The sequence below is a fragment of the Pseudomonas sp. ASL3 genome (assembly GCF_056680425.1).
This window is the reverse complement of the sequence record NZ_CM155281.1, coordinates 4,753,369-4,778,782: the sequence shown is the minus strand read 5'-3', so window position 1 is coordinate 4,778,782 and position 25,414 is coordinate 4,753,369. Positions and strand designations below refer to the sequence as shown.

Sequence of the window (25,414 nt, the reverse complement as noted above, 5' to 3'; positions counted from 1 at the left end):
GCAAAAATGGTGAATTCACCACCGCAGGAAGGTCCTTCGGCCCTTTTCGCAGACAAGTCAGCTCCTACGCCCTCCGGGCAGAATCGAGACCCAGTTTGCTACGCGACAGCGCGGCGTCGAAGACGGGGCGTGATCTCCTACAGATTCGCGAAACTCCAAGTCTTATATTTCAAACATTTATATCTTGATTGAAGCAAAACTCACCTCACGCCGAATGACGTCTTCCCATCAAATCAATCTGACAACCCGGTTCGGCATCGTGCGCTTGCAGTGTCATGTCGTGCAGGCGGGCGACCGCCGCCACCATGCTCAGTCCAAGCCCGTTTCCTGCGGTGTGACGACTGGATTCGGAGCGGTACAAACGCCGGAAAACCGCTTCGCGTTCTGCTGACGGGATACCGGGCCCGTTATCGCTGACGCGCAGGCCTGCACCGTCTGGTCCATTGATCACGGTGACCTGGATTCGGCCGTTGTCCGGAGAAAACTTGATGGCGTTGTCCAATAAGTTGCAGAGCGCATCAAACAGCAATTGAGCGTCACCCGATAGGACCGTGGGTGTCGGCGCGGGGTCGAAACTCAGGGCGATGCCGCGCTCTTCAGCCAGCGGCTCGAAGAACTCTGTGGCGTCTGCACCGATCCGGTTGAGGTCTACCTGAGTGAAATTGCTGCGTCGGGCGCTGTCTTCGATTTCCGAGATACGCAGCAAGGCGCGGAAGGTCTGAAGCAGGCCGCGGGCTTCGGTAATGGCTGAATCGATGGTCGCGGAGTAATCGTATCCATCTTCGCGCTGGCCTCGTCTCTGGGCGCGTTCCAGCCCGGCGATCAGGCGGGTGAGAGGCGTGCGCAGATCGTGTGCGATGTCGTCGCAGACGCCTTTGACTTCGCTCATCAGACGCTCCAGTTCATTGAGCATGCCATTGACCACGTTAGCGATACGGTCGATGTCGTCGCGGTTGCCTCGGGTCGGCAAGCGTCCGCTCAAGTCACCCTCGATGATGCCTTTGATTGAGTTGCTGAGCGTGTCGAGCCGGCGTCGGGCCGAGTATCCCAGCATGATCGCGCCGATCAGGCCGACGATCAGCAGCAGACAGCCACCGGAAATCAACGCATTGACCAGCAGTTCATCGAATTCATGGATGTCGTGCATGTCCTGCGCGACCAGCAGCGTGTTGCCGTCGTCGAGTCGATGAACCATGAAACGTATGGGTCTTTTGTGGCCGCTGGGTTTCTCCCAGATGAATTCGTCGGGTTTGTCATACGCCTTGAATGCCGGCAGCGTATGGATCGCCCCGGCAATGTAATTGCCCTTTTCATCGAACAACGCGTGGGGCAAACGTCCGTCCACGTCCTGACTATCGTGCTTGAGTATTTCCTGCTCGCGTAAAACGGGCGGTTGCTGGCTGCGATTATCGATTTGCCGGTGCAGGGCGGTGTCAGCTTCGGCTTTCAGGTAGACGGCGGTTTGCCAGTAGATATAGCCGAACAGGGCGAGAAACGAACAGCCGAACAGGGCCAGAAACATCAACCCGGTTCGGAAGCTGATGGTGCGGGGGATTTCTCTCAGGTGAGCGGAGAACATTGGACGCTAGGCCGGTCTCGAAATAGAAGGCGAGGACGGAGCACTGTCCCCGTAACAGTTCGCATAGTGTGCCAAAGCGCCGTGAACGGGAAGGTCGCATCGACATGAATAAGCTGATCTGCATGGTTCGGGGGGGATCCGGACCCTTGCGGGTGTCGGCTACCTAAACAATTGTTTAGGTTCAGAGGAACGCTCTGACAGTAGCCGCTCGCTATCTTTGTGCCATTCGTGGGTCATGCCACCAGGGTTAACGGGGAAAATCAGCACATGCCAGCCGCAACGCTACCGCCGGCGCTCACGCAGCGTTTATCGCCTAGACGAATGTCCAGATCACTGGTGTTCGCCGGATGGCTGCTGCTGGGCGGCTGTTCTCTGGTTCCGTCTTACAACCAGCCCGACGTGCCGCTCGCTTCGACGTGGACCGGTGCGCAGGGTGAAACTGCGCCAGCGTCAGGCGGGCCGTGGTGGAAAGAGTTTCACAACCAGGAACTCGACGGACTGATCGCCAAGGGTTTGAATGAAAATTACACCCTCAAGGCTGCCATGAGCCGGATCGATGAAGCGCGTGGCCTGGCACAGGTCGCGGGGGCGGCGCAGTACCCGTTGCTGTCCCTTGGCGGTAGTTTTCAGCGCCAGAACAATTACGGGACCACTGCAAAACGCAGCGTGTTTGCCGATGCCACCTACGAGGTTGATTTCTGGGGCAAGGCGCGGGCAGCGGCTGATTCCTCCACAGCGCTGGCGAACGCGAGCGTGTTCGATGCCCAGACGCTTCGCATGACCCTGGGCGCGACCATCGCCACTACGTATTTCCAGGTGTTGTCGCTGGATGATCGGCTGCGCCTTGCCCAGTCGATTGCCGACGATGCGCAGCAGGTGCTGACGCTGGTCGAGTTCCAGGCCACTCAAGGCGCTGTTTCCAACCTGGAGGTCGAACAGCAGCGCAACGCCTTGCAGACGTTCCAGGCCGCAATGCCGCCATTGCGTCAGCAACGCGATCAGGCGCTGTACCAGCTTGCCGTTCTGGTGGGCGTCCCGCCGCAAGGCTTCCAGGTTCATCAAACCGGATTGCAAGATCTCGCGGTTCCGCACCCGGACACCGGATTGCCCATCGGCCTGTTGCGGCAACGCCCGGACGTGCAAGCGGCCGAGGCTCGATTGAAGTCTGCCAATTTCGATGTGGGTGTCGCACGGGCGGCGTTTCTTCCCAATCTTTCACTGGACCTGACGGGCGGTATCGACACCCTCACGGGTGGCCGTATCTGGAGTGCCATCGGCACACTGGCCCAACCGGTGTTCGCTGGCGGGCAGCTCACAGGTCAATTGCATGTCGATCAGGCCCACGCCCAGGAATTGACCGCCAGTTACCGGGAGTCAGTGATCGAGGCCCTGCAAGACGTGGAGACGCAACTCAGCGCTGCACATCAGCTCGATCAGACCTATGCGCTGAATCAGGCCGCAGTCACTTCCGCGCGCGAAGCCGCCCGGCTGGCGCAAGTCCGTTATCGACTGGGCTCCACCGATTTCCAGACGCTGTTAATTGTCGAGCGCACCCAGTACCAGGCTGAGGACAGCCTGTTGCAAGTGCGCTTGCAGCATTTGCAGGCCGCGGTCGGTTTGTTTCGGGCATTGGGCGGCGATTTCACGTCCGCGACCCTTGCCGCCGATTCGACAACCTCGATGTCTTCTTCATCCACCTTTAAGGCCACTCATCCATGAACCTCATGCCATCCGCTTTGCCTCTACGTTGGCGTCTTCTTGGGCTGGCCGTCGTGATGATCATCGTGGCGCTGCTGGCTCGATACGCCTGGGCAGCGCGGACTCAGGCCGCGCCGGTCGGCCAACAGGATTCCGCAGTCCCGGTAAACATGCAGCAAGTCCAGCAACAGGACCTGCCCATCTGGCTCGACGCCATTGGCAACGTGCAACCGCTCAACAGCGTAAACGTGCGCGTGCGGGTTGATGGTGAGTTGCAAAAGGTGCTGTTTACCGAGGGCCAAATGGTCACTGCGGGCAGTCAATTGGCGCAGATCGACCCCCGGGTCTATCAGGCCCAGGTGGCGCAGGCCGTGGCACTGGTGGCCAAGGATCAGGCGCAACTGGCGAACCTGCGGGTCAATCTTGATCGGGCCAGCAAACTGGCGCAGGCCAAGGCGGGCCCTACGCAGGATGTGGACACGTTCCGCGCCCAGCTGGCGGCCCAACAGGCGACTGTCCAGGCGGATCAGGCGGCGCTCGATAACGCTCGGCTGCAGCTGAGCTTTACCCAGGTCAACGCGCCGCTGACCGGACGCACCGGACAACGCTTGCTGGACGTCGGCTCTATTGCCCATGGCGCGGAGGCCACCGGACTGGTGACCATTACCCAGATGAATCCGATTTCGGTAGCCTTTTCAGTCTCTCAAGACGACCTGCCCGAAATACTCAAGGAGAACGCCCGACAGGCACTGCAAGTGGTGGCCGTGACGCGTGACGGCAAAAAGCAGATCGCCACCGGCCATCTCAGTTTCATCGACAGTCAGGTGTCGGCCGCCAGTGGGCAGATCCAGCTCAAGGCCGAGTTCGACAATGCTCAAAGCCAGTTGTGGCCTGGCCAATTGGTCAGCGCGCGGGTGCTATTGCACACCCAGCGCGATGCCACGGTAGTACCCGCCACCGCCGTGCAGGAAGGGCAGAAAGGCCCGTTCGTGTACGTCGTCAATGCTGATCAACGGGTGGAGCCGCGTCAGGTCGAAGCCTCGTCGGTGGTGGCCGGTCAACAATGGATTCGCCAAGGTCTGGCGCTCGGCGAAACCGTCGTCGTGCAGGGGCAATCGCGGATCGCGCCCGGCGTTCGGGTCTCGGCGGTCAAGACCGATGCAAGCATCGCTCAAGCACCTGCCGAGCTGCAGTCGACTGCCAATCTGGAGGTTCGTCGATGAACCTGTCGAGCCTGATTCCGCGTCGCGTAGGCCTCAGCCTGCTGGCGCTGGGGGTGATGCTGCTGGGCAGCTTCGCGTACTTCCAGTTGCCGGTGGCACCGTTGCCGACCGTGGATTTCCCCACCATTCAGGTCACCGCGAAATTGTCCGGGGCCAGTGCCGAAACCATGGCGACCTCGGTGGCGACTCCGCTGGAGAGAGCGTTCTCGGCAGTGCCGCAGGTCACCTCGATGACCTCTACCAGCGCGGCAGGCAAGACTCAAATCGTGCTGCAATTCGACCTGTCCCGTGATATCGACGGCGCGGCTCAGGACGTGCAGGCGGCGATCAACACCGCCAGCGCCACGCTGCCGAAAACCATGACCAGTACGCCGACGTTCAACAAGGTCAACCCCGCGGAGTTTACCGTGCTGTCGTTGGCCCTCACCTCACCGACCCGTACGTTGCCCGAGCTGGACCGCTATGCCGATAACTACCTGGCCCAGCAGCTGTCGCAGATGCCTGGGGTCGGGATGGTGGATTTCCATGGCGAGCAAAAACCCGCCGTGCGGATCCAGATCGACCCGGACGCGCTGGCCGCTCGCGGTCTGACGCTGGAAGACGTACGCAGTGTGATTGGCCTCAGCACCCTCGATCAGCCCAAAGGCGGTCTCGACGGTCAGTACCGTTCAATCACCCTCGGCGCCACCGACCAATTGCTCGATCCCAAGGGCTATCGCGATCAGGTCGTGGCCTACAAGAATGGTGTGCCGATCAAGCTGGGTGACTTGGGCAAGGTGATCGACGGTGCCGAAGACACGCAGCAGGCGGCTGCCATCGGCGGGCAACCGACGATCATTGTCGATATCCACAAACAGCCCGGTTTCAATGTTCTGTCGACGATTGCGACGATTAAATCACGCTTGCCGACGCTGACCGCCTCGCTGCCTCGCGATGTTCAGGTTCAAGTGGTAGGCGACCGCACGCAGACCATCAACGCGTCGGTCAACGACGTTCAGTTCACCTTGCTGCTGTCCATTGCGCTGGTCGTCGTGGTCATTTTCGTGTTCCTGCGCAAAGCGACGGCAACGCTGATCCCGAGCCTGACGATCCCGCTCTCGCTGGTAGCGACTTTTGCGGTGATGTACTTGCTCGGTTACAGCCTCGACAACCTGTCGATCATGGGCCTGGCGATTGCCGTGGGGTTTGTGGTCGACGATGCCATCGTGGTGATGGAGAACATCGTCCGCCACTTGGAAATGGGCAAGTCTAGATTGCAGGCCGCGGTGGATGGGCTGCGCGAAGTGGCCTTCACCATCATCTCGATGACGGTGTCGCTGATTGCAGTGTTCTTGCCCATTCTGCTGATGGGCGGAATCGTCGGGCGGCTCATGCGCGAATTCGCGGTCACCGTCAGTGTGGCGATTCTCATGTCGGGCATTGTGTCGCTGACCGTCACGCCGATGCTTTGCGCCTGGCTGCTCAAGCACGAGGAAGAAGCCCGTCCCGGGCGCTTCTCGCAGGCCTGCGAAAACGCATTTACCGGCATCCTGAACGGGTATCGCCGCAGCCTGGACTGGGTGCTCGATCATCAACGCCTGACCCTGGCGGTCGCGATGGCGACGTTTGTGGCAACGGCAGCGCTATATGTCTACATCCCCAAGGGCTTTTTCCCGCAGCAGGACAATGGCTTGATCCAGGGTGTGGCCGAGGCTGCGCCGGATATTTCGCCCAAGGCGATGCGCGAGCAGGTCGGTCTCCTCGCTGAGATCGTGGGTAAGGACCCGGCGGTGGCCAAGGTCTACTTCTGGATCGGACCGAACCCGACGGTCAGCCAGGGCAAGGTGATGATCAACCTCAAGCCCTTCAGCGACCGCACCGCGTCAGCCCAGCAGGTGATCGCCCGGTTACAGCCGCAGCTCGACAAAGTCCCCGGCATCAAGCTGTTCATGCAGGCCAACCAGGACATACAAATTGGCGGGCGAGCGAGCAAGACGCAGTACCAGTACACCCTTCAGGACCCGAACAGTGTCGAGCTGGATCATTGGAGCGGGGTCCTTCTGGACAAGCTCAAGAGCTTGCCGCAGTTGCAACATGTCACCTCCGACCAACAACGTGCCGCGACCCAGGCGACTCTGGTGATCGATCGGGCAACGGCGGCTCGGCTGGGGGTCTCGGTGCAGGCAATCGATGACGTGTTGTATGACGCCTTCGGCCAGCGTCAGGTGGCGACTATGTTCACCCAACTGGACCAGAACCACGTCATCCTGGAACTCGATCCGAGCTGGCAGCTGTCCATTGCGACATTGGGTCATCTCTACGTGCACTCAAGCTCTGGTACGTTGGTGCCGTTGAACCTGCTGGCCGACATCAAGAACGAACTGATGCCGATCGTCATCAACCATCAAGGTGTGTTCCCGGCGATCACGCTGTCGTTCGACCTGGCGCCGGGGCATGCCTTGAGCGAGGCCGTTACAGCGATTCAACAAGCATCACTGGCGGTGGCGCTGCCCGACAGCGTCGTGGGCAGTTTCCAGGGGGCCGCCCAGGCGTTCCAGGACTCGCTCAAATCCCAGCCATGGCTGATTCTCGCGGCGATCTTGACTGTATATATCGTGCTGGGCGTGCTGTACGAAAGCGCGATCCATCCGCTGACGATCATCTCGACGTTGCCATCGGCGGGCTTCGGCGCACTGTTGGCGTTGATTATTTGCGGACAGGACCTGTCGGTACTCGGGATGATTGGTATCATCCTGCTCATTGGCATCGTCAAAAAGAACGCGATCATGATCGTCGACTTTACCCTGGCGGCGGAAAAGCAGGGCTTGTCGCCTCGCGAAGCCGTACGTGAGGGTTGTCTGTTACGCTTGCGGCCGATCCTGATGACTTCGCTGGCCGCGTTGCTGGGCGCAGTACCGCTGGCGTTCGGTCATGGCGCAGGTTCTGAGTTACGTCAGCCGCTGGGTATCGCCATCGTCGGCGGTCTGGCGGTCTCGCAATTTTTGACGCTGTACACCACACCGGTCGTTTACCTCTGGTTCAACCGCCTTCGAACTCGACCGGACGTTCTCCCCGCACTCGTAAAAGTCTGAATGTCTCTAGAATTCTGGAAGTCGATGGACATCAAGCACAGCCTGAAGCAGCGAATCGTCATGGTTTTCGCGCTGATGAGTGTCTTGGTGGCCGGCGTTTTTGCCGTTGGCATTATCGTGACCGTACACGTGGTCGAGAAAAAACTGAACACCGTCAGCCTTGGGCGGGATCTGCACCGACTGTTGATCATGGACTATGTCTCTAACTGGAGTCATAAGCCGGAAAAAGAAGAATTGTTCTATGTCGAGGGCGGCATGGGCGATCTCGCTATGGACGAAGATTTGACAGAGCTGACAACGGGTTTCCACGAAGTGCACCGTGGCGAAAAGGCGTACTACGCCATGGTGGAGTCGGTTTCCGGTCGCAAATACGTATTGCTGCGCGATCAGCGCAACTTTGAAAAGCGCGAGCGAATTCTGCTCTCGATTGTGTTCGTTGGTTTCATTCTCAGTATTCTGCTGGCCATTCTGTTGGGGAGGCTGTTGGCGCGCCGAGTCATGGCGCCTGTCGTGCGCCTGTCGCAGCAGGTCCGATACCGCGATCAAATACTGGAGCTTGCCCCGGCGTTGTCTCCCGATTATGCCCGTGATGAAGTCGGGGAACTCGCCGTGGCATTCGATGCCACTCTGGGGCGCCTGCGTGCGGCGCTTGTTCGCGAAAAAATGTTCACCAGCGATGTCAGCCATGAACTGCGCACCCCGTTGATGGTGCTGGCCAGTTCCTGCGAACTGTTGCTGGAAAACCCTGGCCTCGACGAGCGTTCTCGCGGTCAAGTGACACGCATTGCGCGAGCCAGCACAGGCATGAGTCAGCTGGTCGAAACGTTCTTGATGCTGGCGCGAGTGGAGGGAAACGAAAGTCGCCATGGTCCGCGCGCCACCCTTTTGGAGGTCGCAGACGAGTTGGTCGACCTCTGGAAAAAGCCAATAGCGGAGAAGGGGCTGGAGCTGATCTATATCCCTGGCAACCCATTACCGACCCTTTACAACGTGACGCTTTTGCATTCGGTGATGGGTAATTTGCTGCGCAATGCCTGGCATTACACCGACTCGGGCTTTATCCGTCTAACCTTGAGTGCGAGCGGTTTTTCGGTCGAAGACAGCGGCATCGGCATCCCGGAGGAGTGGCATCAAGCGATGTTCCAGCCTTTTGTTCGGGGTGACGAACAGCGTGGAGAAGGACTCGGGCTTGGCCTCTCACTGGTACAGCGCATCTGCGAGAACCAACGCTGGCGTGTAGCGCTCAGGAGTCTGGAGCCGAATGGGTGCTGCTTTGAGGTGGCGTTGGACCCCATGCCGATATTTGCCCTTGCAGGTCCGCTGTGAGGGCTGTCTTGCTTTAGCTGTTTTGCTTCAGAAACGCGCAACGCGACTTCAATCAGTTAGACGACAATTTCGCAAAAAAATCCGCATTAATCGTCGATAAATAGGTACGATTAATCGCAGAGGCCTTTCGGTGTGGGGTTTCCAGGCGGATTTAAATCCGCGAAAAAATCCGCTGATTTGGAGTAGATATGGCCGTCGCATTGGTCGCGGGAATTAACTGGCTTGAGCCTCTCATGCCTACCTTTCCCGCTGAAATTTTGAAGCTGGCCGAGGAGGTTCCATTTCAAGCCGGCAAACTGACCGGCATGATCCCGCCGGAGATGGCTTCCCGCGTTGGTGGTTTGCTGCGGGTGACCAGCAGCTTTTACAGCAACTTGATTGAGGGACAGTTTACTGAGCCGGTCAAGCTGGCGCCTTCCGCACCGAAGCGAAGTCGCAAGGAGCTGTCAGAATTGGCCATGACCCATATCGGCGCTCAAGAAGCATTCGAGAGGGCTCTTGCTGTTCACGGCGACACTCAATGGAGCGCGGTTTTCGATCCCAGGTTTATCTCTCGCGTGCATAAGCGTCTTTTTGATGGTGTCACCGAAGACCAGTTGCGAATTGCAGACGGTAGTTTATTGGTTGCTGGTCAATTGCGTGACGAAGCGGGAAAAGACGTCATGGTCGGTGACCACGCAGCTCCTTCGTGCACAGTTGTCACTCCAATGCTTACGCGCATGCAGCAGGTCTATGGGCGATTCCCCGATTCGCGTAGTCGCTTACTGGCGACCATGGCTTATCACCACCGTCTTGCATGGGTTCACCCATTTGTTGACGGTAACGGACGCACAATCAGGCTAATCACTCACCTTCAGCTCCATAAGCTTGGCTTGGCATCGCCACTATGGTCACTTTCACGAGGGTTGGCTCGGCAGCAAAATGAGTACTACGCCCGCCTGTCAAACGCGGACAAACCTCGGCGTGGCGATCTTGATGGCCGCGGCCAGCTAACTCAAGCCGGGCTGTTTGAGTTCGTGGGATTCATGCTTGAAACGTGCCTTGATCAAATGCGCTACACAGAACAGGCAATGAATGTTTCCAGCATGAAGGAGCGTCTCGACATCATCTTCAAATGGGAGCCGCGTGTTCGACAGTCCGGATTGAAATTAGAATCCGCACGGGCTCTCCAAATCCTTCTGTCGCAAGGGACGGTGAGCCGTGCTGACTTCAAAGTTTTTACGGGTCTTTCTGATCGAGTTGCGACCGATCAACTAAGAACGCTGGTTGAGCTAGGGTTGGTAGAGAGCCTGACTCCTAAGGCGCGGGACCTGTATCCCGGCTTGCCGATCTGGTTTGCTCAACTTCTATTTCCGGATCTGCATCAGCGAATGGTGCAGGTCTAAGTGACAGGTGCACTTTACCCAGCCACCAGTTTTCGGGTGGCATAGGCGGAATGGAAACCGCCATGCGCTTTTATGTTGAAAAAATAGCTGTCAGGCAAAAACGAAGTACTTACGCACCGTCTCGACCACTTCCCAAGTTCCTTTCATGCCCGGTTCAACGATAAAAATGTCACCGGCTCTAAGGTGGATCGGCTCCATGCCGTCCGGGGTGATGATGCAGTAGCCTTCCTGGAAGTGGCAGTACTCCCACTTCACGTAGTCCACTCGCCACTTGCCTGGGGTGCAGATCCAGGTGCCCATGATCTTGCTGCCGTCTTCGGAGGTGTAAGCATTGAGGTTGACGGTGTGCGGATCACCTTCGAGCTTTTCCCATTTGCAGGCATCCAGCACAGGGAGCGGGTGAGTATCGCGAAGGACGGTAATCGGCATAGTCATGACAACTCCAAAAGGTGGGCGCGCGGTTATCAGCGCGCGGACACCATAGGGCTGTTGCGCGAAGGTCAGTTGTCTGTGCTCGACACTGGGGTATCCAGAAGCGCATCTCAAATGAAAGCTTGAAAATTCTACGGCAACAATCCGGGCGCTATTCGTGCGTTTGGATCAAATGTATTTTGCCCGCCTGCGGCTTATTCATCCGTTCGCTCATCGATATTCTGCGGCCACTGAATTTCTAACCTTCTCAATCAAGCCAGTCTGCACAGCGGCTTGCCATTGAATGCTGATGAGACCTGTGATGAAAAAAATTCTGTTGCTGAACGGCGGCAAAAAATTCGCGCACTCCGAAGGCCTGTACAACGCCACCTTGCATGACACCGCGCTGGCCTTCCTGGACCGTACCGGGTTCGACGTCAAAGAGACGCAGATCGGTGCCGGCTACGATGTAGCGGAAGAAGTGGCCAAGTTTGTCTGGGCCGACGTGATCATTTACCAGATGCCGGGTTGGTGGATGGGCGCGCCGTGGACCGTGAAGAAATACATCGATGAAGTGTTCACCGAAGGCTACGGCAGCCTGTATGCGAACGACGGCCGCACCCGTTCCGATGCGTCACAGAAATACGGCAGCGGTGGTCTGTTGCAGGGCAAGCAGTACATGATTTCCGCCACTTGGAATGCTCCGCAACAGGCGTTTGATGACCCGACGGATTTCTTCGAAGGCAAAGGTGTGGACGCGGTGTACTTCCCGTTCCACAAGGCCAATGAATTCCTTGGTCTGACCGGCTTGCCGACCTTCCTCAGCGTCGACGTGATGAAAGTCCCGGCCATCAAAGCTGATGTGGCGCGTTATGAGGCGCATTTGGCGAACATGTTCAGCGTCTGAACTGCAGAAAAGCACGGCCGCTTTGCGCCCGATCGCAGCCTTCGGCAGCTCCTACAAGGTATGCATTGAAGCGCGATCGTGTAGGAGCTGCCGAAGGCTGCGATAAGGCCGGAACGGCCTTCAAAAGGTGACTGTCCTTTGCTCAAAATGTGGCTAATATCCAGTCTGTTTTGAGCGGAGGACAAAAGTGAAAGCCAGATCAGATGAGTTGCAGGTATTCGTTTTGGTGATCGAAAGCGGTTCGATTTCAGCGGCTGCCGAGCAAGTGGGGCAAACCCCGTCGGCCATCAGCCGGACCTTGTCGCGGCTTGAGGCGAAGCTGGAAACCACGCTGATCAACCGCACCACGCGACGCATGGATCTGACCGAAGAGGGCAAGTTCTTCCTCGAAAAAGCCAAGCAGATTCTGGCGCAAATGGACGACCTCGAAGAGCGCTTGTCCCTGCGCCAACAGGCTCCCGCCGGGCGATTGCGGATCAATGCGGCGTCACCGTTCATGTTGCACGCGGTGGTGCCTTATATCGCTGAGTTCCGCGCGCAGTACCCGGACATTCAGTTGGAGCTGAACAGCAACGACCTGATTATCGATTTACTCGAACAAAGCACCGATGTGGCGATTCGCATTGGCACCCTGGCCGATTCCACGCTGCATGCGCGCTCGTTGGGCAGCAGCCCGCTGAACATTCTCGCCAGCCCCGCTTACCTCAAACAGCACGGCACGCCGACCACGGTGGAGGCGCTGGCCGGCCACGCCTTGCTCGGTTTCACCCAGACCGAAAGCCTGAACCATTGGCCGTTGCGTCATGCCGAGGGCGATCGGCTGCAGATCCAGCCGGCAGTGTCCGCCTCCAGTGGCGAAACCTTGCGTCAGTTGGCGCTGGCCGGGGAGGGCATCGTCTGCCTGTCTCACTTCATGACCCACGAAGACATCCGCCTCAAGCGCCTGCACGTGATCCTGGCTGAAGCCAACAGCGGTTATCGGCAGCCCATCCACGCGGTGTATTACCGAAACTCGCAGCTGGCGCTGCGCATTCAATGCTTCCTTGATTTCATCCAAAAGAAACTCGCGAGGTATGCGGCGTGAGGATGAGCCTTTACCCATTCTTTACCGAACGCTGCTCCATGCTGGACCCCAGCCCGGTTAGGCTTGCCCGTTATAGCCCGAGCCAACTGATAGGGATGAACCTGTGAGGCGTATGAACTTCCAACCTGGAAACTGGCTTGCTGCCGCTGTGTTACTCGGCACCATCGGACTGATTTCGGGCTGTGCTGGCGACCCGCCGGACCCGCGTATCAAATTTGCCGAACAGATCAATCTGGATCTGGCCACCGCCTATCAACCGTCCCACAGCGCTATTTCCGACTGGGACGCGACGTGGCAGTTGGGCAAGCAATCGGTCGATGTCTCCTGGCTGGCACCGGCCACCCATGAACGTTTGCCGCTGATCATTTACCTGCCGGGTCTTGGCGAATCGGCCACTGCTGGAGAGGAGTGGCGCATCGCCTGGGCGAAAGCCGGGTACGCGGTGCTGTCTATTCAAGGACAGGCCTACGGCCCCTCGATCTATTCCACTAGCCAGGCCCAGGCAGGCGTCTTCCGCGAGCTGGCGAGTGACCGTTACTCCAGCAATGCCCTGCACGACAGGCTGGCCACCTTGCAGAAGGTCCTGACCGAAGTGCGGGCGCGTGCGGCGAAAGGGGACGCGCAACTGGCCTCCATCGACTGGGATCAGGTCGTCGTGGCCGGGTTCGATCTGGGGGCGCAGACCGCAGCGGCGGTGGCCGGGGCATTGGAACCCGGTACGACCTCGGGCGTCGCCGTGCAGCCCAAGGCCGTGCTTTTGCTCAGTCCTTACGTGGAGCCCGGGGCCAGGCCGGAAGTGTTCGCACAGATTTCTTCCCCGGTACTGTCCATGACCGGCCCGGATGATGAGGACCCCTTCAATTGGGTCAGTTCCTACCACCAGCGACAGATACTGGGTGAGTCGGTGACGGTTGCGGGCAGTTATCAACTGGAGCTGACCAGGGCCACCCACAAGACCTTGTCCGGCTCTGACCTGGTCGATCGCCCCAAAGCGTTCAAGGCTGAAAGCAAGCCACCAGGCGATGAACACACCCCAGGTGGCAAAGCGCATGCGAAAGGAAAAGGCTCCCATTCCGAAGGCACCCATGGTCCGACAGCCGCCGAACCCCCGACAGACCCGAAACAGGTCGCTGCCATCCAGGCCATCAGCCAGGCCTTCCTTGATAGCTACGTCAAGCACAGTCCTGCCGCCAGCGAATGGCTGCAAAAAGGTGCCCCGGGCTGGTTAGGTCAAGCGGGTCGGCTGCAATAACGGCTGTTGAACGGCGATCATTCGTGATCTCGGCGCAACAGTCATTTGGGCAACGCCGCCTTTTTCATGGGTAATAACTCCTCAATACTGGGTCTACAGTTTTCACACCCATTCAGGAGTTACCCATGAATATCTTCATCACAGGTGCCGCAGGTTTTATCGGTGGCTCCATCGCTACCGGTCTTGTCAAAAAAGGCCATCACGTCACCGGTCTGGTGCGCAGCGCCGGGCAGGCTGAAGAAATGATCACACTGGGTATCACGCCCGTCGTCGGCACTCTGGACGACAGCGCGCTGTTGACCGAGCAAGCGCGCAAGGCCGATGGCGTGATCAATGCCGCCAGCAGCGACCATCGTGGTGCAGTCGAGGCGTTGATCGCCGGCCTCAAAGGCTCGAACAAGCCCTTATTGCATACCAGCGGCTCGAGCATCGTCGGTGATGCGTCCGGTGGTAAATCCAGCGATGTGATTTATTACGAAGATCAACTGCCTGAACCGACGGTCGACAAGGCCGCTCGTGTGGCCATCGACAACCTGGTGCTGGACGCAGCGAAACTGGGCGTGCGCTCAGCGGTGATCTGCAACACGCTGATCTACGGTCACAGCCTGGGTGTGAAACGCGACAGCGTGCAACTGCCACGGTTGCTGAAACAGGCACAAAAAAGCGGCATTGTTCGCCATGTAGGGCCGGGCCAGAACATCTGGTCCAACGTGCACATCGAAGACGTGGTTGAGCTGTATGCGTTGGCGCTGGAGAAAAATCCGGCCGGTACTTTCTATTTCGTGGAAAGCAGCGAAGCGGCGTTTGTCGACATGAGCAACGCTATTGCCCAGGCATTGGGTCTGGGCCAGGCGCAGGACTGGCCGCTCAAGGATGCCGAAGCCGAGTGGGGTTATGAAATGGCCAACTATGGCTTGGGTTCCAACAGCCGGGTGCGCGGCAAGAATGCCCGTGAACTACTGGGCTGGGTGCCGAAGCGCACTTCGGTGATTGATTGGATCGTCAATGAAATGATCTGATGGGGTCAGTTAGACCGTATCAGGGCATTCGCAAGCCTGCTCTCATCAAACAAAAAATAACGCATTGTTTTTTATGCCTTTTATTTGGCCATAACTAACTGCATCCCAAGCTTGTGTGCCTTGCGTTCCAGGGCACGCAGTTGACGGTGTCGACTCTCGGCTTCATAGGCTTCCATACCTCGCTCCACGTAGGGTTGGCCTTTGGTCAACATGACGTAGATCAGGCGGGCCAGTTGATGCGCGGTGGCTTTGATGGCGCACGCGGTATCCATGCGCGCCAACCGGGCTCGATGGCTGGCGCCGATGAAGCTCTTGTCGTTGCGCGCGTTGGACGCGGCCTGCTTCAAGGCCTGCGCGGTTCGATTCGAGACCTTTGGCGGACTACCAGGCAGCTGCCTGCCGCCGGATATCCGGGTCGCAGGTGCCAGGCCGAGCCAGGAACAGAAGTGTTGTTGCGTGGGAAATCGCGATAAATCAGGCCCGATTTCGCTCGCCAGTGCCAAAGCGGTTTCGACGCCGATGGTGGGAATAGCGGTCAAATCAACGCCCATTATTTTTCCCAGCGCACGGTGCAAACGGGCTTGCTCGGCTGACGAGCGGTGCGGGCTGCGCAGTGTCTTGGCCGGCGGCATAGGTTCATCGTTCAATACCGGCAGTCGATCAATGGCGTGAGCGATGGCCTGATCGCATTCGGCAATTTGCTGTTCCAGAAAATCATGCGTCGCCATTTCCTGAGCCAGGGCATGCAGATGCTCGGTTCGCCAGTTACCGCGCAGGCTGCGGGCAATGGTTTCATGATCGGCCTTGATGTGACCGTTTCGAAAACCGGCCAATACGTACGGATCACGCTCGCCGCCGATGATCGCGTTGAGGATTTTCTTGCCCGTCAGGCCGGTGATGTCACTGATGACAGTGGCTAGCTGGATGTTCATCTGGGTCAAGGCTTTCTGCATGCGATTGACGCTCTTGGCCTGATCGCGAACTTTCATTGCGCGCTGGCGAACCAGAGAGCGCATCGAGCAAATGTCGTCGGCGGGCCGAAAGGCGCCTCTGAGCAAGCCGTGGGTCATGAGCTGCCAAATCCACTGGCAGTCCAGCACATCGGATTTGCGCCCGGAGGTCTGGCGGGTGGCGCGGGAGTTCACCAAATACACCTCGAAGCCCCGTGCATCGAGGATTTCAAACAGCGGTATCCAGTAGACCCCGGTTGCCTCCATGGCCACGACATTGATCTTCAACGCTTCGAGCCAATCGGCTAATGCGAGCAACTCGTCGGTGAACGTTTTAAACGAGCGGACAGGGGTGTCGCTCTGGTCGGGGTTGACCCCCACCCAATGCTCGCGACTGCCAATATCGATACCCGCACAATGAGGGTGAACCACTTCAAAACGTTTCTGCTGGTTCTTGCGCGCCATGACAATTCCTCGCAGGATTGAGGGGCGCGCGGGGAGCACGGTGGCGAATGGATTCACTCTCTCATACGTGGTCACAGCTTGCTGTGCCGACAACGACTCCACGCCGATACCGTGCGGACCACTCTCCCATGCGGGTGCGTACACACCAGTGATGGCTACGGTCTTGGTCCCCGCGCGCACTTCGATTCTACGACGTGCCCCTGTTTGCTGCGCGACAGCGCGGCGTCGAAGACGCGGCGAGGCCTCCCATCAAACAACGCATAAATCATTGAAAATAAAGCATAATTTTTATGCAATTTTCAGCCTAACGCTGACCCCCTGTAGGAGCTGACTTGTCTGCGATCCAGTGCGAAGCGCTGGCAAAAATGGTGAATCCACCATCGTCGGAAGGTCCTTCGGCCCTTTTCGCAGACAAGTCAGCTCCTACGCCCTCCGGGCAGAATCGCGACCGAGTTTGCTGCGCGACAGCGCGGCGTCGAAGACGCGGCGAGACCTCCCACAGAGATTTGCATCAGTCACAGATCATGTGTCTGCCACAAATCCCCTGTGGGAGCAGGCTTGCAACTACGCGTCCCGCTGCGAACAGCGGTCTTAATGATGCTCGCGAGTCGCGCGGAATTTCACGTCGGGCCAGCGTTCTTCCATCAAGGCCAGGTTGACCCGGGTCGGTGCCAGGTAGGTCAGGTGACCGCCGCCATCGACTGCAAGGTTTTCCACGGCTTTGATCTGGAACTCTTCGAGCTTCTTCTTATCGCTGCAGTCAATCCAGCGGGCTGACCACACGGTGATCGGCTCGTAGGCGCATTCGACCTTGTATTCCTCTTTCAAGCGGCTGGCGACCACATCGAACTGCAGCACGCCGACGGCGCCGAGGATGATGTCGTTGCTGCGCGTCGGGAAGAACACCTGGGTGGCGCCTTCTTCAGCCAGTTGCTGCAAGCCCTGACGCAGTTGTTTGGACTTGAGCGGATCTTTCAGGCGTACGCGACGGAACAGTTCCGGGGCGAAGTGCGGGATACCGGTGAAGCCCAGGTTCTCGCCTTCGGTGAAGGTGTCGCCAATCTGGATCGTGCCGTGGTTGTGCAGGCCGATGATGTCGCCGGCGAAGGCCTCTTCCAGTTGCTCACGCTCGGAAGAGAAGAACGTCAGCGCGTCGCCGATCCGCACTTCTTTGCCCAAACGCACATGGCGCATTTTCATGCCCTTGTCATAGCGGCCCGAACAGATACGCATGAAGGCGATACGGTCGCGGTGCTTGGGGTCCATGTTCGCCTGGATCTTGAACACGAAACCGGTGAATTTTTCTTCGACCGGCTCGACTGTGCGCTCATTGGCGACTCGCGCCAATGGCTTCGGCGCCCAGTTGACCACGGCGTCGAGTACGTGATCGACACCGAAGTTGCCCAACGCAGTACCAAAGAACACTGGGGTTAACTGGCCGTCGAGGAACTCCTGCTGATTGAATTCGTGGCAGGCGCCTTGCACCAGCTCAAGCTGATCGACGAAACGGTTGTACTCGTCACCCAGGTGGGCGCGGGCTTCGTCCGAGTCGAGCTTTTCGATGATCTTGACGTCGGTACGTTCATGGCCGTGACCGGCGGTGTAGACAATGATGTAGTCGTCGGCCAGGTGGTACACGCCCTTGAAGTCGCGGTAGCAACCGATGGGCCAGGTGATCGGCGCAGCCTTGATCTTGAGGACCGCTTCGATTTCGTCGAGCAATTCAATCGGGTCGCGGATGTCACGGTCGAGTTTGTTGATAAAGCTGACAATGGGCGTGTCGCGCAGGCGGCAGACATCCATCAACGCGATGGTCCGTGGCTCGACGCCTTTACCGCCGTCGAGGACCATCAATGCCGAGTCCACTGCCGTCAGGGTGCGGTAAGTGTCTTCGGAGAAGTCTTCGTGGCCCGGGGTGTCGAGCAGGTTGATCATGTGGTCGCGATACGGGAACTGCATGACCGAGGTGGTGATGGAAATCCCGCGCTGTTTCTCCATCTCCATCCAGTCGGACGTCGCATGGCGGTCGGATTTACGTGATTTCACCGTGCCGGCGATGGAAATGGCCTTGCCCATCAACAATAGTTTTTCAGTGATGGTGGTCTTGCCCGCATCCGGGTGGGAAATGATGGCGAAAGTGCGGCGTTTCGCGACTTCGGCGGCCTGGTTGGTCATGGGAAATCGCCTGGCAGGTGATCAAAAAAAGGGCGCAGATTATAGCTCAAGTGGATGCAATAACCGAACCGTTCAGTCGATCAAGGGTGGCCAAATAGTGTCTTACGTGGGAACCTTTCAGACCGTGGAGACGTCCACTCCCCTGTAACAGCTAGTATCAGGGGCTGATAAATCAGCAAGTTAGCTTGACGAAGCTGCGCTTATGGCTTGTGTTTTCGCCGAGGTTAATTCCTTACCGGCGACCACCCGCTGCTCTTCGCGAACGTTAATAAAGGCTGCCAGCAATGGCCAGTCACGCAACGCGTTCGCCGACTGAAATAAGGAGTCCGCCTGTGGCTAATCGCTATGGCAAGGGGCTATTGGGAGGTGCGGTTGTCATTGCACTTCTGGCCCTGCTGGTCCATTGGATCGGCATCAATACCCTCTCACAGTACCAAGACGATCTGTTGTTCTATCTGCAAGCGCATTTGATTCTGGTTGTAGTTTCAATGTTGGCGGCCCTGGTGGTTGGTATCCCGGCCGGCATTGTTCTAAGTCGACCAAACATGGTTGGCCGCGCCGAACGCTTCATGCAGATCTTCAATATTGGTAACACCGTTCCACCTCTCGCCGTACTGGCCATTGCCCTGGGGATTCTCGGGATTGGCAGCGGACCGGCCATCTTCGCTCTGTTCCTCGCCCGCTGTTGCCCATCGTGCGCAACACTTACGAAGGCCTGAAAAACGTCCAGGGTTCACTCAAGGAAGCCGCCAAAGGCATCGGTATGACACCGACCCAGGTCTTGCTGCGCGTCGAGTTACCCAATGCGGTGCCGATCATTATCGGCGGCGTGCGTGTGGCGCTGGCGATCAACGTCGGCACTGCACCGCTGGCGTTCTTGATCGGTGCCAACAGTCTGGGCAGCCTGATTTTCCCCGGCATCGCCCTGAACAATCAGCCGCAACTGCTGCTCGGCGCGGCCTGTACTGCCTTGCTGGCATTGCTGCTCGACGGCCTGGTGACACTGGCCAGTCGCATCTGGCTGGAACGCGGTCTGACCCGCTGAGCGAAAGGAATTCCAATGAAAAAATTATGCTTATTTATAGGCTTTGCCTTGCTGTTCTCGGGTTTTGTCCAAGCCGCTGAGCCCACCCCTGAAAATCCGGTCATCCGCATCGGCGCCCGGGTGTTTACCGAGCAGACGATCCTCGCGGAAATTACTGCGCAGTACCTCAAAACCAAAGGCTACGACGTTCGCGTCACCGGCGGTCTGGGCAGCAATCTGGCACGCAGCGCCCAGGAAAGCGGGCAGCTGGATCTGCTCTGGGAATACACCGGTGTGTCGTTGGTGGCTTACAACCATGTTGATGGAAAGCTCGACAGTGCGCAGACCTATGCGCGGGTCAAAGTGCTGGACGTGAAGAAGGGGCTGGTCTGGCTGGCGCCGTCGAGGTTCAGCAACACCTTCGCGCTGGCACTGCCGAAGAACGTCGCTGATGCCTATCCGCAGATCAACAGCATCAGTGATCTGACCAAGGTCCTGAAGGATGAGGCGAAGGAAAAGCACATCGTCGCGCTGGACACCGAGTTCGCCAACCGTTCCGACGGGCTGGTGGGTATGGTCAAGCAATACGACATGAACCTGAACCGCGAAAGCATCCGCCAGATGGATGCCGGGCTGGTCTACACCGCACTGCGCAACGGGCAGGTCTTCGCCGGGTTGGTCTACACCACGGACGGGCGCTTGAACGCGTTCCATCTCAAGCTGCTCGAAGACGACACGCATTACTTCCCGGACTACACCGCCGCGCCGGTGATTCGCAAGGACTACCTCGACGCCCATCCGGACCTCGCCGCGCAGCTCAAACCGCTGGCCGAACTGCTGGATGACAGCACCATGCGTGCGCTTAACGCGCGGGTCGATGTCGATCACGACAGCCCATCCGTGGTGGCGGCCGATTTTCTGCGCGATCACCCGCTGAGCGCTGCACCGCAAACCAAGGAGAAGACATGAACATCCTGAGTACCTTCTCCCACCTGGACTGGCCGCTGGTCCTGCACCTGACCTGGCAACACATCACGCTGGTCGGGATCGCCGTAACCCTGGCGATTCTGGTCGGCGTGCCGCTGGGCGTATTGATGACGCGCTTCTCGGCGCTGGCCGGTCCGCTGCAAGCCAGTGCCACCGTGCTGTTGACCGTGCCGTCGATTGCCCTGTTCGGGTTGTTGCTGCCGTTCTATTCGAAGTTCGGTCAGGGCCTGGGGCCGATGCCGGCGATCACTGCAGTGTTTCTGTACTCGCTGCTGCCGATCATGCGTAACACCTATCTGGCGCTGACTGGCGTCGAGCCGGGTATCCGCGAAGCCGCCAAAGGCATCGGCATGACCTTCGGCCAGCGCCTGCGCATGGTTGAACTGCCCATCGCCGTGCCGGTGATCCTCGCCGGGGTGCGTACCGCCGTGGTGATGAACATCGGCGTCATGACCATCGCCGCGACCATCGGTGCCGGTGGTCTGGGTGTCCTTATTCTCGCTTCAATCAGCCGCAGCGATATGTCGATGCTGATCGTCGGCGCCGTGCTGGTCAGTCTCCTGGCCATCTTCGCCGACCTGCTTCTGCAATGGCTGCAACGCACGCTGACTCCAAAAGGGCTATTGAAATGATCAATCCAAAGCAAATGATCGAACTGCAGAACCTGACCAAGGTTTTCAAGCAGAGCAACGGCAAAGAAGTCCGCGCGGTGGATTCGGTGAACCTGACCGTCAACGAGGGTGAGATCTGTGTCTTCCTCGGGCCTTCGGGGTGCGGCAAGAGCACCACGCTGAAAATGATCAACCGTTTGATCACACCGTCCTCCGGCAAAGTATTGATCAACGGCGAAGACACCACCGGCCTGGATGAAGTGACCCTGCGTCGCAACATCGGCTACGTGATTCAGCAGATCGGTCTGTTCCCGAACATGACCATCGAAGAAAACATCACCATCGTTCCGCGCCTGTTGGGCTGGGACAAACAGAAATGCCACGACCGTGCTCGGGAATTGATGAGCATGATCAAGCTGGAGCCCAAGCAATATCTGACTCGCTACCCGCGTGAACTGTCCGGTGGCCAGCAGCAGCGAATCGGCGTGATTCGCGCACTGGCCGCCGACGCGCCACTACTGTTGATGGATGAGCCGTTCGGCGCGGTCGACCCGATCAACCGCGAGTCGATCCAGAACGAGTTTTTCGAGATGCAACGGGCCCTGAACAAGACCGTGATCATGGTCAGCCACGACATCGACGAGGCGATCAAACTGGGCGACAAGATCGCCATCTTCCGCGGCGGCAAGCTGATCCAGTTCGATCACCCGGACACCTTGCTTGCGCACCCGGCGGATGACTTCGTCAGCAACTTCGTCGGCCAGGACAGTACCCTCAAGCGTTTGCTGCTGGTGAAAGCCGAGGATGCAGCGGACAACGCTCCGTCGGTCAGCCCGGAAACCCCAGTGGCCGAAGCGCTGGAACTGATGGATGAACTTGACCGCCGCTATGTAGTGGTAACCGATGCCGAGAACAAAGCGCTGGGCTACGTCCGCCGCCGCGACCTGCATCGCCAGCAGGGCATGTGTGGGCAATACCTGCTTGAATTCAACGCCACCGCCGCGTTCGACGAACACCTGCGCATCCTGCTGTCGCGCATGTACGAGTTCAATCGGTCATGGCTGCCGGTGATGGATGCCGAGCGGGTATTCCTCGGGGAAGTGACGCAGGAATCGATTGCCGAGTACCTGAGCTCGGGGCGTTCGCGGGGTGGGAAGACCAGTATTATTTCGCCTGCGGAGTTGGCTGAACAGGCTGGCGCGGTGTGATCTGACGCTTTCATCGCGAATAAATTCGCACAGATGCTTCGCCGGTTTCTGTGGGGGCGAATTTATTCGCGAATGAGGAGGCGCGGTTTTCCTGAAAAAATCACTATCAGAGATTTTAGATTTATAAGGTGGAAAACCTGTTTTGTTGTTGGGAGTGGTGTCAATAATTAATATTTAAATCAAGGGATTATGTATGTTTAAGTTTTGACATTTTATGCGCATAGGCGCCGGAAGAGGATGTTTCCTACAGTGTTTTGAGAAGGCATCCTACGGTCTATTCCTTGACCGATAAAATGTTGGCTGATATTAATGAATGCAAGAGATGAGTAGATTTTTTGATGTTCGTAACCCCGGAGTTATTTGATGCTGAGTGAGGCTGGGTATCTAAATGCTCTAGGAAGTTAATCGTCCATCGTCAGGTGGTTGACTATTTTTTGATGTTTGGTTTGTAGTGAGGTCGCGGTTTTGAGTGCTTGTATATGAGCGCTTTAATGAATGCTGTTAATAATAAGTAAAACTCGGCATCGCGGATGGTGAAAGGTGGCATCTGGCGGTGTCTCGTTGGAGAGATTGGCGCGAGCATTTCTGTAATATACATGCTGTCGTTATTTTTTGGCAAAAATAGAGGTGTTTATTTCTTGCCTTTACATGCTTTGAGTCTCTATTCAAATGGATGCCTGACGATGCCTGACTTCATGGGGTTAAGCTTTTTAAGCTACGCTATTGTTTTTTGCACTCTGCTATTGGCGTATATCATTTTCGGTATGGCCGGTTTCGGCACCGCGCTGGTGGCTAGCCCAATAATGGCGCTGTATTTACCTATTGTTCAAATTGTCCCGCTGCTTGCTTTAATGGACATGTTTGCGGCCTTGGTCAATGTCAGCCGCGATGGCCGTAAAGCCAATTGGAGTGAGCTCAAGCGTTTAGTGCCGCTGATGGTCATCGGCTGTCTAGTTGGCGCAGCGATATTGCTCCAAACCAAACCTAAGCAACTGCTGCTGGTGCTGGGATTATTCGTTGTTTTCTATGCGCTTTACTCTCTGAGTGGAATCAAATCCAAACGTACTTTCACACCTTCAGCGGTACTGCCATTTGGCTTGGTCGGAGGGGTGTTTGGCGCTTTGTTCGGTAGTGGCGGCTTCCTGTATGCCATTTATCTGAGTGGGCGCCTTAAGGATAAGGAGGCCCTACGTGTCACGCTAACGACCTTGATCGGCTTGAGCACACTAACCCGAGTAATATTGTTCGCTCTGGCCGGCATTTATCTAAACACAGATTTGTTGTTCCTTGCCTTAATGCTAGCTCCGGCCATGCTATTGGGGATTACTATTGGGCGGCATATCACCTTGAAAATGGATCGTGAACAGTTTTTAAAAATAATAAATTTGATTATATTGGTATCGGGCATCATGTTGATTGCTAGATATTTTTACTAAAACAATAAAAATAAAATAATAAAGGTGGTCGGCTGTGGATGATATTGGTCGTAATGAAATGATGACTTCCAAAGACTATATTGAGAATCTGGATGATGGTCGTGAAGTGTATATTTATGGCCGGAAGGTTAAATCCGTCAGTGAGCATCCGGCACTGCGAAATAGCGCGTTCTCAATATCTCGTTTGTACGATGCCTTGCATGACCCAGCGACAAAAGAAGTCATGACCACTATCGATCCCGATGGCTATCGCACCCATCGTTTTTTTATGCCGGCACGCTCTGCCGACGATCTGCTTAAGGCCCGCGACGCCATCGCCCACTGGTCGCGCCTGTCGTATGGTTTCATGGGGCGTACGCCGGACTACAAAGCAGGCTTCACCGCCACTTTGCATTCCGACCCCAGCCTGTATGCGCCTTTCCATGACAACGCTATGGCTTGGTATCGAAAGACTGCACGCAAGGTTATGTTTCTCAACCATGTGCTAGTTAATCCTCCGGTCGGCAAGGCTCGTCACATCGCCGACATGCGCGACATTTATCTGCATGTAGAAAAAGAAACTGACGGCGGCATCATCGTTAGAGGTGTGAAAATGGTGGCGACTAGCGCAGCGCTCTCCAATGCCACCTTTGTCGCACAGAACAGCGCAACGCATCATCAGCATGGCCACGAAGAAGATTTTGCCTTGTGTTTCATTCTGCCGATGAACGCACCTAACCTAAAAATCATGTGTCGACGCTCGTTCGAAGCTTCTGCGCTAAGCCCGTTCGATCATCCATTGTCCAGCCGTTTCGATGAGAACGACTCCGTGCTGATTTTTGACGGTGTGTTCGTACCATGGGAAAACCTGCTGATCTACCGCGACATCGAGCGCGCGCGCAATTTCTATTCAGCCTCCGGATTCCTCAACCGCTATCCCCTGCAATCCGGCACTCGGCTGGCCGTGAAGATGGATTTTCTCTGCGGTTTGTTGGCCAAAGTCCTAGCGTCCAATGGTTCTGGTCAGTTTCGAGGGGGCCGGACGAGGCTAGCCGACGTCATCGCTTTGCGCAATTTGATGTGGTCATTAACAGAAAATCTTTGTCACGCCCCGGTAAGTCGCGGTGATGGTTCCGTGGTGCCGCGCCTGGAGGCCGCTGCTACGGTGCGCTATTTCGGAACGCAAATGATGAGTCAACTCAAACCGGTATTTAATACCATCCTTGGCGGTTCGCCGATTATGCAAGTAGCCAGTTGGTTAGATATGGAAAATCCGCAAATCCGGGACCTGATCGACAGCTACTACCAAGGTACCGATCAGAGTGCCCTTGAGCGCATGAAGTTGATCAAGCTGTTATGGGATGCACTGGGAAGTGAGTTCGCCGGACGCCATGAGCTGTATGAACATAACTACGCAGGCAATAACGAGCAGGTACGACTGGATATGCTCAAGCACTGTGAAGCCGCCGGTGTACTGGGTCAGTGTACCGATTTGGTCGACCAGTGCCTGAACGATTACGACTTGAGCGGTTGGTCTAGACAAGGCTGGCGCTTCGAGCCGCACCAGCGTGAAACCTTTTAATTCCACGAGCGACCTATGAGTAAAAGCCAGTAGAAGGCAGTG

Annotated in this window: 18 protein-coding genes and 1 pseudogene; 15 read left to right on the top strand and 4 right to left on the bottom strand. The window is 57.3% G+C overall.

Annotated features, from left to right (window positions below):
• Positions 1-205 precede the first annotated feature (205 nt).
• A complete protein-coding gene (locus tag AC1MEE_RS22140) occupies positions 206-1,579 on the bottom strand; it encodes a sensor histidine kinase (protein ID WP_480411677.1) in 1,374 nt (457 codons plus the stop codon).
• 321 nt (positions 1,580-1,900) lie between these two features.
• Between AC1MEE_RS22140 and AC1MEE_RS22135 the strand changes: the two genes are divergently transcribed.
• The 5 genes from AC1MEE_RS22135 (at position 1,901) to AC1MEE_RS22115 (ending at position 10,282) form a co-directional block, all read left to right on the top strand.
• A complete protein-coding gene (locus AC1MEE_RS22135) occupies positions 1,901-3,298 on the top strand; it encodes an efflux transporter outer membrane subunit (RefSeq protein ID WP_480411676.1) in 1,398 nt (465 codons plus the stop codon).
• Positions 3,295-4,500, top strand: coding sequence for an efflux RND transporter periplasmic adaptor subunit (locus AC1MEE_RS22130; protein WP_480411675.1), 1,206 nt, complete (start codon positions 3,295-3,297; stop codon positions 4,498-4,500). The genes AC1MEE_RS22135 and AC1MEE_RS22130 overlap by 4 nt, the downstream gene beginning before the upstream one ends.
• On the top strand, positions 4,497-7,571 hold the full coding sequence (locus AC1MEE_RS22125) for an efflux RND transporter permease subunit (protein ID WP_480411674.1): 3,075 nt from the start codon (positions 4,497-4,499) through the stop codon (positions 7,569-7,571). The genes AC1MEE_RS22130 and AC1MEE_RS22125 overlap by 4 nt, the downstream gene beginning before the upstream one ends.
• 24 nt (positions 7,572-7,595) lie before the next feature.
• Complete coding sequence (locus AC1MEE_RS22120; protein ID WP_480416299.1) at positions 7,596-8,897, top strand: sensor histidine kinase; 1,302 nt, start codon at positions 7,596-7,598, stop codon at positions 8,895-8,897.
• Positions 8,898-9,085: 188 nt separating this feature from the next.
• Positions 9,086-10,282 (top strand): Fic family protein, encoded by a 1,197-nt coding sequence (locus tag AC1MEE_RS22115; RefSeq protein ID WP_480411673.1) that lies wholly within the window; start codon positions 9,086-9,088, stop codon positions 10,280-10,282.
• Between the two features lie 90 nt (positions 10,283-10,372).
• On the opposite strand, the gene AC1MEE_RS22110 is transcribed toward AC1MEE_RS22115, so the two are convergent.
• Entirely contained in the window at positions 10,373-10,717 is a 345-nt protein-coding gene (locus AC1MEE_RS22110) for a cupin domain-containing protein (protein ID WP_480411672.1), read from the bottom strand.
• A 298-nt stretch (positions 10,718-11,015) separates the two neighbouring features.
• Between AC1MEE_RS22110 and mdaB the strand changes: the two genes are divergently transcribed.
• The 4 genes from mdaB to AC1MEE_RS22090 all read left to right on the top strand — a co-directional run bounded on the left by mdaB (position 11,016) and on the right by AC1MEE_RS22090 (position 14,955).
• Entirely contained in the window at positions 11,016-11,600 is a 585-nt protein-coding gene (gene mdaB / locus AC1MEE_RS22105; protein ID WP_480411671.1) for an NADPH:quinone oxidoreductase MdaB, read from the top strand.
• A gap of 187 nt (positions 11,601-11,787) precedes the next feature.
• The gene (locus AC1MEE_RS22100; RefSeq protein WP_480411670.1) at positions 11,788-12,684 is read left to right on the top strand and encodes a LysR substrate-binding domain-containing protein; all 897 of its coding nucleotides are present in this window, start codon (positions 11,788-11,790) and stop codon (positions 12,682-12,684) included.
• 112 nt (positions 12,685-12,796) lie between these two features.
• Positions 12,797-13,936, top strand: coding sequence for an alpha/beta hydrolase (locus AC1MEE_RS22095; protein ID WP_480411669.1), 1,140 nt, complete (start codon positions 12,797-12,799; stop codon positions 13,934-13,936).
• 125 nt (positions 13,937-14,061) lie between these two features.
• Positions 14,062-14,955, top strand: coding sequence for an NAD-dependent epimerase/dehydratase family protein (locus AC1MEE_RS22090; protein WP_480411668.1), 894 nt, complete (start codon positions 14,062-14,064; stop codon positions 14,953-14,955).
• A gap of 80 nt (positions 14,956-15,035) precedes the next feature.
• Here the strand turns inward: AC1MEE_RS22090 and AC1MEE_RS22085 are convergent, their stop codons facing one another.
• Together AC1MEE_RS22085 and AC1MEE_RS22080 are read right to left on the bottom strand one after the other, a co-directional pair.
• Positions 15,036-16,370, bottom strand: a complete 1,335-nt coding sequence (locus AC1MEE_RS22085; RefSeq protein WP_480411667.1) for an IS110 family RNA-guided transposase — start codon at positions 16,368-16,370, stop codon at positions 15,036-15,038.
• Between the two features lie 591 nt (positions 16,371-16,961).
• On the bottom strand, positions 16,962-18,545 hold the full coding sequence (locus AC1MEE_RS22080) for a peptide chain release factor 3 (RefSeq protein WP_480411666.1): 1,584 nt from the start codon (positions 18,543-18,545) through the stop codon (positions 16,962-16,964).
• 332 nt (positions 18,546-18,877) lie between these two features.
• Between AC1MEE_RS22080 and AC1MEE_RS22075 the strand changes: the two are divergent.
• The 6 genes and pseudogenes from AC1MEE_RS22075 to AC1MEE_RS22050 all read left to right on the top strand — a co-directional run bounded on the left by AC1MEE_RS22075 (position 18,878) and on the right by AC1MEE_RS22050 (position 25,372).
• Positions 18,878-19,590 (top strand): annotated as a pseudogene (locus AC1MEE_RS22075) (ABC transporter permease).
• A gap of 15 nt (positions 19,591-19,605) precedes the next feature.
• Positions 19,606-20,538: a glycine betaine ABC transporter substrate-binding protein gene (locus AC1MEE_RS22070; RefSeq protein ID WP_480411665.1), complete on the top strand. Its 933-nt coding sequence runs from the start codon at positions 19,606-19,608 to the stop codon at positions 20,536-20,538.
• Positions 20,535-21,188: an ABC transporter permease gene (locus tag AC1MEE_RS22065; RefSeq protein WP_480411664.1), complete on the top strand. Its 654-nt coding sequence runs from the start codon at positions 20,535-20,537 to the stop codon at positions 21,186-21,188. Before AC1MEE_RS22070 ends, AC1MEE_RS22065 begins: the two co-directional genes overlap by 4 nt.
• Before the next feature lie 14 nt (positions 21,189-21,202).
• A complete protein-coding gene (locus AC1MEE_RS22060; RefSeq protein ID WP_480416298.1) occupies positions 21,203-22,375 on the top strand; it encodes an osmoprotectant ABC transporter ATP-binding protein OsmV in 1,173 nt (390 codons plus the stop codon).
• A gap of 683 nt (positions 22,376-23,058) precedes the next feature.
• The gene (locus AC1MEE_RS22055) at positions 23,059-23,811 is read left to right on the top strand and encodes a sulfite exporter TauE/SafE family protein (protein WP_480411663.1); all 753 of its coding nucleotides are present in this window, start codon (positions 23,059-23,061) and stop codon (positions 23,809-23,811) included.
• Between the two features lie 34 nt (positions 23,812-23,845).
• Positions 23,846-25,372, top strand: coding sequence for a 4-hydroxyphenylacetate 3-hydroxylase family protein (locus AC1MEE_RS22050; RefSeq protein ID WP_480411662.1), 1,527 nt, complete (start codon positions 23,846-23,848; stop codon positions 25,370-25,372).
• Positions 25,373-25,414 lie beyond the last annotated feature (42 nt).